This window comes from Sphingomonas sp. BL-S-25 (assembly GCF_055521555.1).
The window spans coordinates 3,604,165-3,619,225 of record NZ_CM145486.1 but is presented as its reverse complement, the minus strand read 5'-3'; the positions used below and the strand labels follow the sequence as shown (position 1 = coordinate 3,619,225).

Below are 15,061 nucleotides of genomic sequence, written 5' to 3'. Positions count from 1 at the left end.
TCGGTTAGGCTCGGTTCATGGACGATCCGAACAAGCCGCTGTTCCGCTATACGCCGGGCCATTCGATCCTCAGTGCGCGACCGCTGACGGGCGCCGCCTGGGGAATCGCCGTGTTGCTCCTGCTGGGGCCGATCGTGGCGATGTTCGTGGCAGGCGCACTGACCCCGGGCCAGGGCGCCGGTTGGCCGTTGCTGACGATCGTCGTCACCGGCACCGTCGCCTGGATGATCGCCAAGCAGATCCTGAAGACCCGCAGCGCGCCCGCGCGCTGATCGGGTGACCGATCCGGCGCTGATCGATCGCGCGGTCGGCGCGCTGATGGGGCTGGCCGCGGGCGATGCGGTCGGCACCACGCTGGAATTCAGCCTGCGCGATCAGGGGCCGGTCGTGACCGACATGGTCGGCGGCGGTCCATTCGCGCTGAAGCCCGGCCAATGGACCGACGATACCGCCATGGCGCTGGCGCTGGGCAACAGCCTCGCCGATCGCGGCGGCTTCGATCCGGTCGACTGCATGTCGCGCTTCGTCAACTGGTATCGCTGGGGCGCGTATAGCTGCACCGGCACCTGTTTCGACATCGGCATCGCCACGCGTTCCGCGCTGGAGCGGTTCGAGGATGAAGGCGATCCGTTCGCCGGCTCGATCGATCCGCGCAGCGCCGGCAACGGATCGCTGATGCGGCTGTCGCCGGTCGCGATCTTCGGCGCGTATCGCGGCAAAACAGAAACGACACGGATCGCGCGCGAGCAGAGCCGGGTGACCCACGGCGCCGAGGAATGCCTGGCGGCGTGCGAGGCCTATGCCCTGCTCACCCGGCGCGCGATTCTGGGCGAGGGCCGCGACGCGGTGCTGGCTCCGCAGGCTTCGAATCGATCGGACCGCATCGCCGCAATCCTTGGCGGTGCGTGGCGCGGCAGGCCGCGCGAGGCCATCTCGTCCAGCGGCTATGTCGTCGACAGCCTCGAGGCGGCACTGTGGTGCGTCGGCACGACCGAGAGCTTCGAGGAGGCGATCCTGCTGGCCGCCAACCTCGCCGACGACGCCGACACGGTCGCCGCGATCACCGGCCAGCTGGCGGGTGCGCTATATGGTGCGAGCGGCATTCCCGCGGACTGGCGCGCCAGACTTGCCTGGGCCGACGAGATCGAGGCGCTGGCGCTTCGCCTGCTCGGCACGCCGCCGACGGACGGGCCTGCCTAGTCTTTCTTCACGTTCCTCGCGCCGCCAGCCAGCAAGGCGGCGGTTGCCTCCGCGGCACTGCGATAGGCTTCCTGATGCTCCGCACTCCAATAGACCAGCTCGTCCAGCGGGATCGGCTGGCCGCTGACGGCGCACAGGACAAAGTCGCCCCGGCGCATCACCTGGAAATCGGAGGCGCCGTAGAGGAGTTGCGCGGGACCGCGGTTGGAAAGCATCTCAGACCGTCCAGATCAGAACATTGACGACAAGGACGAACGCACAGGCGAGCATCAGGATGCCCTTTTGACGGTCGCCCCGCTTTGTGATCATCCGCCAGCCGCCCCAGGCAAGCACCACTGCGGCGATCACCAGGACGCTGAGCATCGTGCCGGCGAGCGCGCCGAGTTGACCCGTGCCGCTCACAGGACCCAGTCCGTCAGCAGCACGATGCCCAGGATCGCCGCGGCGAACACCGCCATCATCCGCACGTCACGGCGATAGATGATGAGCAGGACGCCGTACACGACATGGCCCAACGCCCATGCCACGCCGCTCAGCATGTTCGCCAGGATCGTTCCCGCCACCTTCTGCACCTTTCGTCCTCAATCCGTCCCGGCCAGCACCCGCACATAGGCCGCGGGATCGGCATTCCCTCCGGAGAGGATTACCAGCGTCCCCGGCGTCGCCTTCACCTTCCGCGCGAGCAGCGCCGCCAGCGCGGCCGCGCCGCCCGGCTCCACCACCAGCCGCAGCGTGCGTGCCGCCCAGCGCTGGGCGGCGCGCACCTCCGCCTCGCTCACCGCCCGTCCCGTCGCCCCGCGACGCGACAGCACGTCGAAGGTCAGCGGCGAGACGCGCGGTGTCTGCAGCGCGTCGCAGGCCGTGGGCGGCGGATTGTCGCGCACCGGCTCGATCCATCCCGCCTCCAGGCTGGCCCGCATATCGTCCCAGCCTTCGGGCTCCGCAAGCACCAGTTCGGCCTCGGGCAGCGCGAGCGCGATTCCGGCGGCCAGTCCGCCGCCGCCGCACGGTACGATTACCTGGTCGAGATCGGGCAGCTTCAGCTCGACCATCTGGCTGAGCGACTCGATGCCGACGCTCCCCTGCCCTTCGATGATCCAGGGATCGTCGAAGCTGGGCACCAGCGTCGCGCGGCGCGCATGCGCCAGGTGCGCGGCGATCTTCTCCCGGCTTTCGGTCGCGCGGTCGTATTTCACCACCTCGGCGCCCATCGCCATCGTCGCATCCAGCTTCACCTGCGGCGCGTCCGCCGGCATCACGATCACCGCCGGGATTCCCAGCCGCTTCGCCGCCCAGGCGACTCCCTGCGCATGGTTGCCTGAAGAGAAGGCGACGACGCCGCGATCGCGCGTTTCGGCGTCCAATGCGGTCAGCCGATGCCATGCACCCCGTATCTTGAACGCCCCGACCGGTTGCAGCGTCTCGGCCTTGAACGAAACCCGCACTCCGTGGATTTCCGCTGTCAACAGAGGTGTTTGCGGCAAAATCGCCGCCACCTTCGCCGCCGCGTCGCGCACCCCGGCCCGGGTCGGTTGTCGCACAATAGTCACTATTCACCCCCGACGGAAAAATACGGTGCGAGAATCACTTTACACAGGGACTCACCGACCCTAAATGCCCGCTTCCCGCTGCCCCATGGGACTTCCAACCGCAAGGCAGCTTTGTTCAACGACAGCCGTAAGGCACTTGGAGGTCCCTTGAATTGCACAAGCACCATAGCGCGCTGGGGCTAGCGACTGCCCTCCGACCGGTCCAGCCGGTCACGCTCATCCGTCCGCATGCCGCATCGCGTGCCGCCCGCTTCTTCGTGGAGAAGTTCCCGGGCCGCTCGATGTATGCCGTGAAGGCGAATCCGAGCCCGGAACTGATCCAGATCCTCTGGGACAACGGCATCACGCACTACGACGTCGCCTCGATCGCCGAGGTTCGTCTGGTCGCGCGGACGCTGCCCGACGCCACCTTGTGCTTCATGCATCCGGTGAAGGCGGAAGAGGCGATCACTGAAGCCTATTTCACGCATGGCGTGCGGGTCTTCAGCCTAGACAGCATGGAAGAGCTGGACAAGATCGTTCGCGCCACCCGCGCCGCCGAGGACCTGACGTTGTGCGTCCGTATCCGCGTGTCGTCCGACCTGTCGAAGCTGAGCCTTGCGTCGAAGTTCGGCGCAATGCCGGGCGAGACCAAGGACCTGCTGATGGCGGCCCGCCAGGCAGCCGATGCCCTGGGCATCTGCTTCCATGTCGGCAGCCAGGCGATGTCGCCCGACGCCTATGCCCAGGCGATGGAGCGCGTTCGCGCCGCGATCGTCGAGGCGGGCGTGACCGTGGACGTCGTCGACGTCGGCGGTGGCTTTCCCTCGACCTATCCCGGCATGGAGCCTCCGCCGCTCGAGCTGTATTTCGAGACGATCCACCGTGCGTTCGAAAGCCTGCCGATCAGCTATTCGGCTGAGCTGTGGGCAGAGCCCGGCCGTGCGCTGTGCGCCGAATACAGCTCGCTGATCGTGCGCGTCGAAAAGCGCCGCGGTTCGGAACTGTACATCAACGACGGCGCCTATGGCGCGCTGTTCGATGCGGCACATATCGGCTGGCGTTTCCCGGTCCAGCTCCTGCGCGAGCCGGATTCGAACGCCCGCGACATGGAGTTCAGCTTCTACGGGCCGACCTGCGACGATCTGGACCATATGGCCGGGCCGTTCATGCTCCCTGCGGACATGGCTGCCGGCGACTATATCGAGATCGGCATGCTCGGCGCCTATGGCTCGGCCATGCGCACCGCGTTCAACGGTTTCGGTTCGGACGAGACGATCATCGTCGAGGACGAGCCGATGGCCAGCCTCTACGTACGCACGGAACAGGCTCCGGTCTCGAACGTCGTCAAGCTGTAACGCATCTCTGCTCCACCACCCGTCATCCCGGCACCTGCCGGGGTGACGGCTGGCAGTCGGCGCATCGCATCGCTATGCGTCGCGACCATCGGGTTTCCGCGTCCCCTATTGAATGACGGCGGCCATGTAGGAAACGGATCGACATGACCGACACCATGATCAACGACACCCGCAAGGCGGAGCTTCTCTCGAAGACCGTCAAGCATATCGACATCAAGAGCTTCGACGCGCGTCCGATCGTCGACGCGATGGCCGACATGAGCTTCACCAGCCGCGACCTGGGCCGCGCGACCAACATCTACAACCAGATGCTGGCCGACAAGGACTGCACCGTGTGCCTGGTCATCGCAGGCTCGACCTCGGCCGGCGGCTGCATGGACCTCTATGCCGAGCTGGTGCGCAACAACATGGTCGACGTGATCGTCGCCACCGGCGCCACGATCGTCGACATGGATTTCTTCGAAGGGCTTGGCCACAAGCACTATCAGGCGCAGGAAATCCCCGACGACGACACGCTGCGCTCGCTTTATATCGACCGCATCTACGACACCTATATCGACGAGCAGCAGCTCCAGGACTGCGACTTCACGATCAACAAGATCGCGAACGAGCTGGAGCCCAAGGCCTATTCGTCGCGCGCGTTCATCCGCGAAATGGGCAAGTATCTCGTCGAGCACGGCAAGAAGGAGAACAGCCTCGTCAAGCTCGCCTATGAGCATGACGTGCCGATCTTCTGCCCGGCATTCGTCGACAGCTCGGCCGGCTTCGGCCTGGTAAAGCACCAGGTCGACCAGATGAAGGCGGGCAAGCCCTATCTGATGATCGACGCGGTCGCGGACTTCCGCGAACTGACCGACATCAAGATCAAGGCGGGCGAGACCGGCCTGCTGATGATCGGCGGCGGCGTGCCGAAGAACTTCATCCAGGACACGGTCGTGTGCGCCGAGATCCTGGGCCATGAGGATGTCGCGGTCCACAAGTACGCCGTACAGATCACCGTCGCCGACGTGCGCGACGGCGCCTGCTCGTCCTCGACGCTGCAGGAAGCCGCCAGTTGGGGCAAGGTGTCGACCGCGATCGAGCAGATGGTGTTCGCCGAGGCCGGCTCGGTCATGCCGCTGCTGGCCAGCGACGCCTATCATCGCGGCCTGTGGAAGGACCGCCCGAAGCGCGCCTGGGCGAAGCTGTTCGCCTGATCGCACAGCGCGGTTAGTAAATGTAGAAGGGGCGGTCGGACAGAGGTCCGGCCGCCCTTTTTTTTGCCGCGATCTCAGTCGAGCACTGCCCAGCCATTGCCGGTCCAGCGATAGATGCGCGTCGACACCGAACGCTGCGCACCGTGAAAGGCCTCGCCCACGAGTTTGCGAAGTTCTGGCAGATTAGCGGTCGAGCGCCGCTGAACGAGAACGCCGACATCCTCGGGCACTGCGACCAAAATCTCCCCGCCCGACCGGCGGACAAGCTGGTTCCAGCCGTCATGGTCGAGCATCAAGCTCGACATATAGGGGTCATCGATCAGGGCGATGGCGCCGTCCTTCAACTCGACGTCGCGACCGATCTTCGGTAGCCCGGCCAGCACCTGTTCACGGCCGATCAGCCAAGCGCCGGCGACGCCGAGCTTCAGCGGATCCAGCTCGTCCGAGCTGACGACCGCCATCGTGCGCGGGTAATCTGCCACCAGCATGGCGCACAGGCCCGGCGCAAGTGTCTCGATGACCGGCGTCCGCTCGCCGCGCTTGAAAACATTGATGATCTGATCGCAATAGTCGGAGCCCCGCACGACGACGCGCAGGCGCTCGCGCGTGAGCGGCGGGGGACCACCGCGCTGCTCGACCATTCCGGCGACGTAATTCGCCTTGGTGGTCTCGCACGCCTCGGCCGTGTTGCGTTCGCAGAACTGATGGATGCGATCGAGATAGAGCGTCGCCGGCTCGCGCCGTTGCTCGCCCGCATCGGCCGGGTCGGGATCGGGCGGATCGATCGACAGTTCGAGCGGTCCAGCCACCCGGACCTTGTCGGTGCCCACCTCGGCCCTGAACCGTTTGGCGACATCCTGCGTGAACACCTCCGGGTCGATTCTCGACTGGGCCGCCGCCGTACTGGGCAGGATCAGCAGGGCCGCCGCCAGCACGAAAAGCGTTTGTCTCATGATCCACCCCCCACCTCGATCTAGCGCGGATCGGGCTCTCCGGCGAGCCCGAGCGTGAAATCTGATGCGGGCGCGAGGAGACACTCCACCCCGGCAACGCAGCCATCTGGAAAATGCGAACTGCTCCCGCTAACCTGTGTGAAACTGGGGATAGCAAGCGTGATCATCGGTATCGACCTCGGCACCACCAACAGTGCCGCAGCAATCTGGCACGACGGCAAATCGGTACTGGTGCCGAATGCACTGGGCGACCTGCTGACCCCGTCGGCGGTGTCGATGACCGAGGCGGGCGAGATCCTGGTCGGCATGGCTGCGCGCGAGCGCCAGCCGACCCATCCCAAGGACACCGTCACCGCCTTCAAGCGCTATATCGGCACGCAGCAGAGCGTGACCCTGGGCAAGCGCAAGTTCGATGCCGAGGAACTGTCGGCGCTGGTGCTGCGCCAGCTGAAGGCGGATGCCGAGGCCTTTACCGGCGAGACGGTCACCGGGGCGGTGATCACCGTCCCCGCCTATTTCAACGACCGTCAGCGCAAGGCGACGCGCCGCGCGGGCGAGATTGCAGGCCTCGAGGTCAAGCGGCTGGTCAACGAACCGACCGCCGCCGCGCTCGCCTTCGGCATCCAGACCCGCGAGCAGGAGCCCTTCCTGGTGTTCGACCTGGGCGGCGGCACGTTCGACGTGTCGATCGTCGAGGTGTTCGAGGGTGTGGTCGAGGTGCGCGCATCGTCGGGCGACAACCGGCTGGGCGGTGAGGATTTCAACGCGGTTCTGGTCGATCTGGTCCGCCGGCAGATCGATCCCGACAAGGCGCTCGACAAGGCGGATCCGGTCGTCCTGGCCGAACTGCTGCGCGCAGCCGCCGAGCGGACGCGGCGCAAGCTGAGCGAAGCCGACGAGGCCGAATTCGCCATCGTCTGGAACGACCAAAGGTTCGAGACCAAGGTGACGGCCGCCGAACTCGAGACTGCCTGCGCCTCGCTGCTCCAGCGGCTGCGCGACCCGGTCCTGCGCTCGCTGCGCGACTCGAATATCCGCGTCGAGGCGCTGAGCGAGGTCGTGCTGGTCGGCGGATCGACGCGCATGCCGATCGTCCGCCGCGCGATCACCCGGATGTTCGGCCGCTTCCCCAACGCCACCGTCCACCCCGACCATGCGGTCGCGCTGGGCGCGGCGGTGCAGGCCGGGCTGCTCGCCAAGGACGCGGCGCTGGACGAGATCCGCCTCACCGATGTCTGTCCCTTCACCTTGGGCATCGAGGTGGCGGAGGAGGATGGCCGCGGCGGCATCCGCTCCGGCCTGTTCTCGCCGATCATCGATCGCAACACGCCGATCCCGGCCAGCCGCGTCGGCAGCTACAGCACGATGTCGGACCAGCAGCGCGAGATCCATCTGGTCGTCTATCAGGGCGAGGCGCGCGACGTCGCGTCCAACGTCCGGCTGGGCGACCTGCGGGTGCAGGTGCCGCCCAAGCCGCGCGGCCAGGTCCATATCGAATGCCGCTTCACCTATGACACCAGCGGGATGCTCGACGTCGACGTCACCGTGCCGGCGACCGGCGTGACGCGCAATCTGGTGATCATGGACCAGGCCGACACGATGACCGAGCGCGAGATCGCCGAGCGGCGCGACGCGCTCGCCGCGCTCAAGATCCACCCGCGCGAGGAAAGCGAGAATGCCGCCGTGCGCGCCCGCGCTGCCCGCTGCTACGAAAGCTTCCTGGGCGACGCGCGCGACATGGTCGGCCGCTGGATCACGCAGTTCGACTCGGCGCTCGACACGCAGGACCCGCGCATCATCCGCGAGGCGCGCGAGCAACTCGTCACCGCGCTCGATCAGCTCGAGGGCGAGCGCTACCTGTGAACGACGCCCGGATCTGGGCGACGCTCGGTGGCGCCGCTGACTCCCTTCCGGCATCCGTCCGCGCCAGCCGATGACCTGGCGTCACCCCTGCTGGGACGAACTGGGGATCGAGCCTACCAGCGATCAGCGCGCGATCCGCGTCGCCTATACGCGCAAGCTCAAGGCGATCGATCCGGAGAACGATCCGCAGGCCTTCATCGCGCTGCGCGAGGCTTATGAGCGTGCGCAGCAGCAGGCCGAGTGGGTCGATCTCCCCGATGAGGACGAGGAGAGCAACGACGACGATGTCGCCTCGCTGTCGCTGTACGAGGAGGAGGACGCCGCGGGTTATGCCTATAGCCCGATCACCGGCGCGCGGGTGCCGATCGACGACAGCCGACCCGATCCTGACGCGCCGTGGCGTGCGCTCCACGATCTGCTCCTGCCGGACGGCACCCGCCGTCAGCCGCCATTCGACGAGGCGTGGCAGCGCGAGCTGGGAGACGCGGTCGATGCGGTCCTGGCCGATCCGCGGCTGGAACAGGTAGGCTTTCAGGCGGACGCGGATCGCTGGCTGGCCGAGCTGCTGGCGCGCGCCTGGCCGGCCTCGGACGCGATCCTGCTCCGGCTGGCAAAGGCGTTCGGCTGGGATCGCCGGGCGGAAGGTTCCGCGTACCAGTCGCCGGCAATCGACTATATCAATGCCCGGCTCCGCGACGCGGACCCTTATGGGGCCGCCACCGCACCAGAGATTACCGCCGCGTCCGCCCCGGCGCCTTCCGCGGCGGTCCCTCCCGCCCCGCTGACCGCGCCGCTGTTCGAGCCTGAATGGCGGCCGGACGACACGGTCGATGTCACGCCGGAAAGCCCGGACACGGAAGCGAGCCAGCAGCAGTTCGAGCGCAGCTGGCGACCGGGCGGGTCAGGCGACCTGTCCTTCGGCCCGTCCGGCGCGCCGTCCCAGACTTCTTCCGCGCCACAACCTTCTCCCTGGACGCCCCTCAGCGTCGAGGCTCATGCCGAGGCGCTCGCGGCGCTGTTGCACGACCGTACAACTGCTGACGGCTCGTGGCCGACCGCAGCGCAGCGCGAGGCGATGCTGGGCCACTGGCGCGCGATCACCGCCGACCCGCGGATGCAGGACATCAGCTTCTTCGACGAGGCCGATCGCTGGTTCGCGAACCAGATTTCACGCGCGATTCCCTGGTCGGATCCGCTGGTCATCCCGGCGACCGAATTTTTCGGCTGGATGGCGCAGGAAGGCACGATCCGCCAGGACTGGGCCCGCGACGAACTCACGCGGCGCTACCGCACGCTGAAGTTCATGGCCGAGGTCGAGCAGCCCGGGCATCCCCTCAACCCCGCCTGGCGCGACCTGGTCTCGCCCGGCGGCGACACATCGACGGGGCGCGTGCCCAAGGCGCAGGTGCGCGAGCTGCTGACGCGCGTGCGTGAGGAGTTTCCCGATCTCGAGGGATGTTTCGACGCCGAACGGCTTGACCATTGGGAGCGGCGGCGCAATGTCGGCAAAGCGTCGGGCGGTCGGGGAAGCAGCTGGTCCGCATGGATCTTCCCGATCCTGTTTGCCGCATTCCTGTTGATCCGCGCCTTCACCGCCCCGACCGAGGACCGGTCGCCGCCCGTCACGACCGAGACACCGTCTCAGGAACGTGGCACGCTCCTGACCGCCGCACCGCAGCCGCTCGGCGATCGCGACGAGGATCTCGATCGCGCGCTGCTGGATGTGAACATGAACCTGGACATGGCCAAGATCGGCCTTCTGAACGCGCCCCTCGCAAAGACGCTTGCCCGGCTTTGGGACAGCGAGCGCAAGCGCGGCGGAAGCCGTGCCACACTGGGATTGGCCGTCCGCAACACGATCGATCAATGGTTGCGCAACGGCTACAGCAATGCGGCCGCGCCGCTGCTGAAGGACTATTTCCGATTGCAGATCGAGACCGCTGGCGGGCTGAAGCAATCGCCTGAGGCCTGCCTTGCCTTCCTCAAGCAGGGCATTCTCCCAAAGGATCCGTTGAAAACCGTGCGCTACCGAACAGCGCGCCAGAAGCTTGAGGCACGGGTCGTTCTGGAAATGGGAGAATGGCGGGGCGACACGCCCTCGACCAACGGCAGGTTCAGCATACCGGGCGGGGTGTACGAGGCCGCCCGGAAACGCGCCGGCCTTAGTGACGAGGCGATGTCAAACGCGTTGATGCAGAAGGGGTCGGCGAAATCGCAATGCGACGCCCATCTGGCGTTGTACGAAACCGTCGTGAACATGCCCGATCGCGATGCGCTGAAGCTGCTGCGCCGGATGTAGCGGTCGCGGGGCGCCTCCGACGCCCCGCTCCTGCTCAATTATCGTCACCCATCCGCAGAGCGGCGATGAAGGCTTCCTGCGGAATCTGCACCGAGCCATATTCGCGCATCCGCTTCTTGCCTTCCTTCTGCTTGTCCAGCAGCTTGCGCTTGCGGCTGATGTCACCGCCATAGCATTTGGCGGTCACGTCCTTGCGCAGCGCGGCGATCGTCTCGCGCGCGATCACCTTGCCGCCGATTGCCGCCTGGATCGGGATCTTGAACAGGTGGCGCGGGATCAGGTCCTTGAGCCGCTCGCACATGCCGCGGCCGCGCGCCTCGGCGCTGGCGCGGTGGACGATCATGCTCAGCGCGTCGACCGGCTCGTTGTTCACCAGGATCGACATCTTGACCAGGTCGCCCTCGCGGTGGCCGATCTGCTCGTAATCGAAGCTGGCATAGCCGCGGCTGATCGACTTCAGCCGGTCGTAGAAGTCGAACACCACCTCGTTGAGCGGCAGTTCATAGGTCAGCTGCGCGCGGCCGCCGACATAGGTCAGGTTCTTCTGGATGCCGCGGCGATCCTGGCACAGCTTCAGGATCGGCCCGAGATATTCGTCGGGCACATAGATCACCGCGTTGATCCACGGCTCCTCGATCACGTCGATCCGGTTCGGATCGGGCATGTCGGCCGGATTGTGCAGTTCGATCTGCTGGCCCGCCGCCTCGCCCGCGGCCTTTGTCAGCTTGAGCTGATAGACCACGCTCGGCGCGGTGGTGATCAGGTCGAGGTCATATTCGCGGCTGAGCCGCTCCTGGATGATCTCGAGATGCAGCAGGCCGAGGAAGCCGCAGCGGAAGCCAAAGCCCAGCGCTGCCGACGTCTCCATCTCGAAGCTGAACGAGGCATCGTTCAGCCGCAGCTTCTGGATCGATTCGCGCAGCTTCTCGAAGTCGTTGGCATCGACCGGAAACAGGCCACAGAACACCACCGGCTGGACTTCCTTGAAGCCCGGCAGCGCCTCGGCAGCCGGCTTCTTGGCGTCGGTCAACGTATCGCCGACGCGTGCCTGCGCGACTTCCTTGATCTGCGCGGTGATGAAGCCGATCTCGCCCGGGCCCAGATCGGGCAGCTGCTCGATCTTGGGACGGAAACAGCCGACCCGGTCGACCAGGTGCAGCGTGCCGGTCTGCATGAACTTGACCTGCTGGCCCTTGCGCAGCGTGCCTTCCATGACGCGCACCAGGATCACGACGCCCAGATAGGGGTCGTACCAGCTGTCGACCAGCATCGCCTTCAGCGGCGCAGCAGGGTCGCCCTTGGGCGCCGGGATCCGCTCGACGATCGCGTCCAGCACTTCCTCGATGCCGATGCCCGATTTGGCGCTGGCCAGCACCGCGTTCGACGCGTCGAGCCCGATGATCTCCTCGATCTCGTTCTTGACCTTTTCGGGCTCGGCCGAGGGCAGATCGATCTTGTTGATGACCGGGATGATCTCGTGATCATGCTCGATCGACTGATAGACATTGGCGAGCGTCTGCGCCTCGACGCCCTGTGCCGCGTCGACCACCAGGAGCGCACCTTCGCACGCCGCCAGGCTGCGCGACACCTCATAGGCGAAGTCGACGTGACCCGGCGTGTCCATCAGGTTGAGGACATGCCCCTTCCATTCCAGGCGCACGGTCTGCGCCTTGATGGTGATGCCGCGCTCCTTCTCGATGTCCATATTGTCGAGCACCTGGGCGCTCATCTCACGCTCGGTGAGACCGCCGGTGCGCTGGATCAGACGATCGGCGAGCGTCGACTTGCCATGGTCGATATGCGCGATGATCGAGAAGTTGCGGATCTTGGAAAGTTCTGTGGCCATGATTCCGGGCGCGTTAGCAGGGGTGAGGGCCATTGCGAAGCCCTGCCCGCTCCGGCACCCTGTCGCAGAGGAGAGGCGGCATGCGAATATGGGCGATGATCGTGGCGGCGGTGCTGACGCTGAGCGGTACGGGCATGGCGGTGGCCGGGCCGGAAAGCGCTCCCGTCTATGTGATGCGTCACCTCGATACGCCCGAGGGGGAGCGCGATCCCGACCTGACCGAGCGCGGGCAAAAGGGTGCCTGGGCGCTGGTCGAATGGTTTCAGGGCAAGCCGCTGTCGGTCATCTATGTGAGCAACTTTCGCCGCACCCGACAGACGATCTCGGCGCTGAACGGCGAACGCCAGATCCGCCTGCGCCTCTACGACCCGGCCGACACACCCGGACTCTTGGCGCGGGTGAAGGCAGAGACGGGTTCCGTGCTGATCGTGGGGCACAGCAACACCGTGCCCGATATCGTCGAGCAGCTCGGCGGGGAACGCCCGGCCGCCCTCGCCCATCCCGATTTCGGCGATGTCTGGACGATCGACGGCAAGACGACCCGGTGCGATCGCCTGACCTATTGAAAGCGCGGCGCTCCCAGACGACCGCTAGGTGTCGAGCGGATAGGCCCGCTCGACCGGCAGTCTGGCGCGCGCCTCATCCAGTTCGCGCCGCTGCACCAGCGCGTGAATCTCGTGCGCCAGCGGCGTCACGTCGCTGATTGCGACGGTCCAGGCATCGACATAGCGCCCGACCGCCTCGCCCCCCAGCCCGATCTGGATCGCCCGATGGGGCAGCGGCTGGTGGTGAAGGTCGCGCTCCGGATCCCATTGGACCCGAACTGGCCGCTCCTGCTTGAGCCGATCATAGGCCTCGCGGCTCATGCCCGGTTCGGGATGACTCGAGCAACTGTTCGCCAGCGCCCATTCGAACCCGTCGCGACTGATGTCGACCGCCAGGATGCGGGCCTGGCCGGCATCCTTGAAGCCCCATCCGGCGCGGTACATCATCCAGAGGAAGGACGGCTTGATCCACGTCATCCGCTCCCGCTTGAACGGCGCGACGAAGCGGCCGGCGGCGAGCGCGGCATCGGCGATCTCGTGGCTATAGGCCTGATAGACGCGGATCTTCGCGGCGTCGAACTGCGCGCGGATCTGCTGCATCGGTATGTCGCTCATAATCCCGCCTCCTTGATCGCGGCCAGCGCGGACTCGAACCGCGCCTCCCCCTCGCCCTGCACCAGCACCCAGTGCACGCCCCTCGCCTCGAGAACGGCACGCGATATATCGAAAAAGCGCTGCCGCTCCGCCGCATCGGCGAAGAAACGCGTGCCGTCGTCGATCCAGGGCAGGTCGATGTCGAGCAGCAGATAGAGGTCGGCGGTCCGGTCCCAGCCGGCGAACCAGGGATCGACGCTCCCGAACAGCATCTCTGCCCAGGCCTGGGTCATGAGCGGATCGGTATCGAGGATCAGCCGCCGGTCGCACTGGCGCAGCAGCGCCTGCGTCATCGCGTCATGCGTTCGCGCGATCTCGATCAGGTCGGCCACGACCAGCTCGTTGCCGCGAAAGTCGCACCAGGTCCGGCCATATTCCGGCACCATGTGCGTGCCGAAATGCTCGGCGAGCAGCGCGGCCAGCGTCGACTTGCCCACGCTCTCTGGCCCGTGGAGGCAGATGGTGCGGGCATAATAGGGCCGTACCGGGATCGGCAGGTGGCGCCAATTGCTCCAGGGATCGGCACGGATCGCACTGGCGGAGACCGGCACGGCGTCGCGCCCGGGATCGACCGGGTGGAACACTGCGCCCAGTTCCGCCGCCAGCCGCTCGCCATAGGCTTCGGACGCGAACACCCGGTCGATCGGCTCGGGGTGCGCCGCGCGCGATATGCCGCGCCAGATGTCCCAGAAGCCGGGATGCTCCTCGGGCGCCTGCGGCACCACTGCGTCGTGGCCGACCACGCGGCAGTCGGGAAACAGCTCGCGCATCCATTGCAGCCGCAGCGGCCCCGGGATCGGATCGTCGGGCAGCCAGCAGACCAGGATCGTCAGCTCGTCGACCAGCGCCCGCGCCGTCTCGCACATCAGCACATGGCCGTTATGCGGCGGCATGAACTTGCCGAGCAGGAAGCCGCGGGTCACGCCGTGGCCCGCGCCCGGGCAGCACTGCGCCACTGGAGAAAGCCGGCAACCGAGACCGCGAGGAAGATCGCGTAGAGGCCGGCGGTCGGCACCAGGCCCTTCACCGCGAACAGCGGAATGGCGAGCAGGTCGACCATGATCCACAGCAGCCAGCTTTCCAGATAGCGTCGCGACTGGAGGATCTGCGCCGCGACGCTCAGCATCGCGATCGCCCCGTCCCACCAGGGGAAATGCGCATCGGTCAGCGCATGCATCATCGCCCCCCACAAGGCGGTCGCGACCAGGCAGCCGAGCAGCCAGCCGTGCCAGGCGCGTGACGTGAGGCGCTGCACCGCCACTTCGCCCAGCGCGGCGCGCGACTGCTGCCAGTTCCACCAGCCGTAAATCTGGACGACGAAGAAGAAGATCTGGAGCAGCGCATCCGAATAGAGCCGGGCGCCGAGGAAGACCCAGCCATAGAGCGCAACCATCGCCAGCCCGAAGGGATAGTTCCAGATGCTGCGCCGGACGATCAGCACGACATTTGCCAGCCCCAAGACGGTGGCGACATATTCGATCGGGCTGAACCCGACCCACTGCGCGAACTGGGAAAGCATGTCGGTCGGGGGCGCACTCACCCGGCCTGCCTAGCAGCCCGTTTCGCATGGGGTCGAGAGGGATTGCGGCACATGGCTTGCGCATCGGCTCGTTCGGCC

General features: G+C 66.6%; 16 protein-coding genes. 7 read left to right on the top strand and 9 right to left on the bottom strand.

Translation table 11 applies throughout. The annotated features are described in order from the left end of the window. The first annotated feature begins 17 nt into the window (after window positions 1–17). Together ACZ1H8_RS17495 and ACZ1H8_RS17490 are read left to right on the top strand one after the other, a co-directional pair. A complete protein-coding gene (locus ACZ1H8_RS17495) occupies window positions 18–272 on the top strand; it encodes a hypothetical protein (protein WP_465178494.1) in 255 nt (84 codons plus the stop codon). A 4-nt stretch (window positions 273–276) separates the two neighbouring features. Then, window positions 277–1,200 carry an ADP-ribosylglycohydrolase family protein gene (locus ACZ1H8_RS17490; RefSeq protein WP_465178493.1) on the top strand — a complete coding sequence of 308 codons (924 nt, stop codon included), beginning with the start codon at window positions 277–279 and terminating at the stop codon, window positions 1,198–1,200. On the opposite strand, the gene ACZ1H8_RS17485 is transcribed toward ACZ1H8_RS17490, so the two are convergent. The 4 genes from ACZ1H8_RS17485 to ACZ1H8_RS17470 are packed head-to-tail and all read right to left on the bottom strand — an operon-like array spanning window position 1,197 to window position 2,750. After that, entirely contained in the window at window positions 1,197–1,415 is a 219-nt protein-coding gene (locus ACZ1H8_RS17485; protein WP_465178492.1) for a DUF2093 domain-containing protein, read from the bottom strand. The genes ACZ1H8_RS17490 and ACZ1H8_RS17485 overlap by 4 nt on opposite strands. 1 nt (window position 1,416) lies before the next feature. Continuing rightward, the gene (locus ACZ1H8_RS17480; RefSeq protein WP_465178491.1) at window positions 1,417–1,602 is read right to left on the bottom strand and encodes a hypothetical protein; all 186 of its coding nucleotides are present in this window, start codon (window positions 1,600–1,602) and stop codon (window positions 1,417–1,419) included. Beyond that, a complete protein-coding gene (locus ACZ1H8_RS17475) occupies window positions 1,599–1,763 on the bottom strand; it encodes a hypothetical protein (RefSeq protein ID WP_465178490.1) in 165 nt (54 codons plus the stop codon). Before ACZ1H8_RS17475 ends, ACZ1H8_RS17480 begins: the two co-directional genes overlap by 4 nt. A gap of 18 nt (window positions 1,764–1,781) precedes the next feature. Further along, entirely contained in the window at window positions 1,782–2,750 is a 969-nt protein-coding gene (locus ACZ1H8_RS17470; RefSeq protein WP_465178489.1) for a threonine ammonia-lyase, read from the bottom strand. 152 nt (window positions 2,751–2,902) lie between these two features. On the opposite strand from ACZ1H8_RS17470, the gene ACZ1H8_RS17465 reads away from it, so the two are divergent. Continuing rightward, entirely contained in the window at window positions 2,903–4,087 is a 1,185-nt protein-coding gene (locus ACZ1H8_RS17465) for a type III PLP-dependent enzyme (protein WP_465178488.1), read from the top strand. A 143-nt stretch (window positions 4,088–4,230) separates the two neighbouring features. Continuing rightward, window positions 4,231–5,283 carry a 1,9-bis(guanidino)-5-aza-nonane synthase gene (locus ACZ1H8_RS17460; RefSeq protein WP_465178487.1) on the top strand — a complete coding sequence of 351 codons (1,053 nt, stop codon included), beginning with the start codon at window positions 4,231–4,233 and terminating at the stop codon, window positions 5,281–5,283. A gap of 74 nt (window positions 5,284–5,357) precedes the next feature. Here the strand turns inward: ACZ1H8_RS17460 and ACZ1H8_RS17455 are convergent, their stop codons facing one another. Next, the gene (locus ACZ1H8_RS17455; protein ID WP_465178486.1) at window positions 5,358–6,236 is read right to left on the bottom strand and encodes a DUF1444 domain-containing protein; all 879 of its coding nucleotides are present in this window, start codon (window positions 6,234–6,236) and stop codon (window positions 5,358–5,360) included. A 159-nt stretch (window positions 6,237–6,395) separates the two neighbouring features. Here ACZ1H8_RS17455 and ACZ1H8_RS17450 point away from each other — a divergent pair, with 159 nt between their 5' ends. After that, window positions 6,396–8,099 (top strand): Hsp70 family protein, encoded by a 1,704-nt coding sequence (locus tag ACZ1H8_RS17450; protein ID WP_465178485.1) that lies wholly within the window; start codon window positions 6,396–6,398, stop codon window positions 8,097–8,099. 70 nt (window positions 8,100–8,169) lie between these two features. Then, complete coding sequence (locus tag ACZ1H8_RS17445) at window positions 8,170–10,398, top strand: hypothetical protein (RefSeq protein ID WP_465178484.1); 2,229 nt, start codon at window positions 8,170–8,172, stop codon at window positions 10,396–10,398. A gap of 34 nt (window positions 10,399–10,432) precedes the next feature. On the opposite strand, the gene lepA is transcribed toward ACZ1H8_RS17445, so the two are convergent. Continuing rightward, window positions 10,433–12,244, bottom strand: a complete 1,812-nt coding sequence (lepA, locus tag ACZ1H8_RS17440) for a translation elongation factor 4 (protein WP_465178483.1) — start codon at window positions 12,242–12,244, stop codon at window positions 10,433–10,435. An 80-nt stretch (window positions 12,245–12,324) separates the two neighbouring features. Here lepA and ACZ1H8_RS17435 point away from each other — a divergent pair, with 80 nt between their 5' ends. Continuing rightward, window positions 12,325–12,810: a SixA phosphatase family protein gene (locus ACZ1H8_RS17435; RefSeq protein ID WP_465178482.1), complete on the top strand. Its 486-nt coding sequence runs from the start codon at window positions 12,325–12,327 to the stop codon at window positions 12,808–12,810. Window positions 12,811–12,834: 24 nt separating this feature from the next. Here the strand turns inward: ACZ1H8_RS17435 and ACZ1H8_RS17430 are convergent, their stop codons facing one another. From ACZ1H8_RS17430 to pnuC, 3 genes are read right to left on the bottom strand one after another with little or no spacing between them, the layout of a single operon-like run. Then, window positions 12,835–13,404 carry a DUF4291 domain-containing protein gene (locus ACZ1H8_RS17430; protein ID WP_465178481.1) on the bottom strand — a complete coding sequence of 190 codons (570 nt, stop codon included), beginning with the start codon at window positions 13,402–13,404 and terminating at the stop codon, window positions 12,835–12,837. Continuing rightward, window positions 13,401–14,366, bottom strand: a complete 966-nt coding sequence (locus ACZ1H8_RS17425) for an AAA family ATPase (protein WP_465178480.1) — start codon at window positions 14,364–14,366, stop codon at window positions 13,401–13,403. The genes ACZ1H8_RS17430 and ACZ1H8_RS17425 overlap by 4 nt, the downstream gene beginning before the upstream one ends. Then, complete coding sequence (gene pnuC, locus ACZ1H8_RS17420) at window positions 14,363–14,983, bottom strand: nicotinamide riboside transporter PnuC (protein ID WP_465178479.1); 621 nt, start codon at window positions 14,981–14,983, stop codon at window positions 14,363–14,365. Before pnuC ends, ACZ1H8_RS17425 begins: the two co-directional genes overlap by 4 nt. Between the last annotated feature and the right edge of the window lie 78 nt (window positions 14,984–15,061).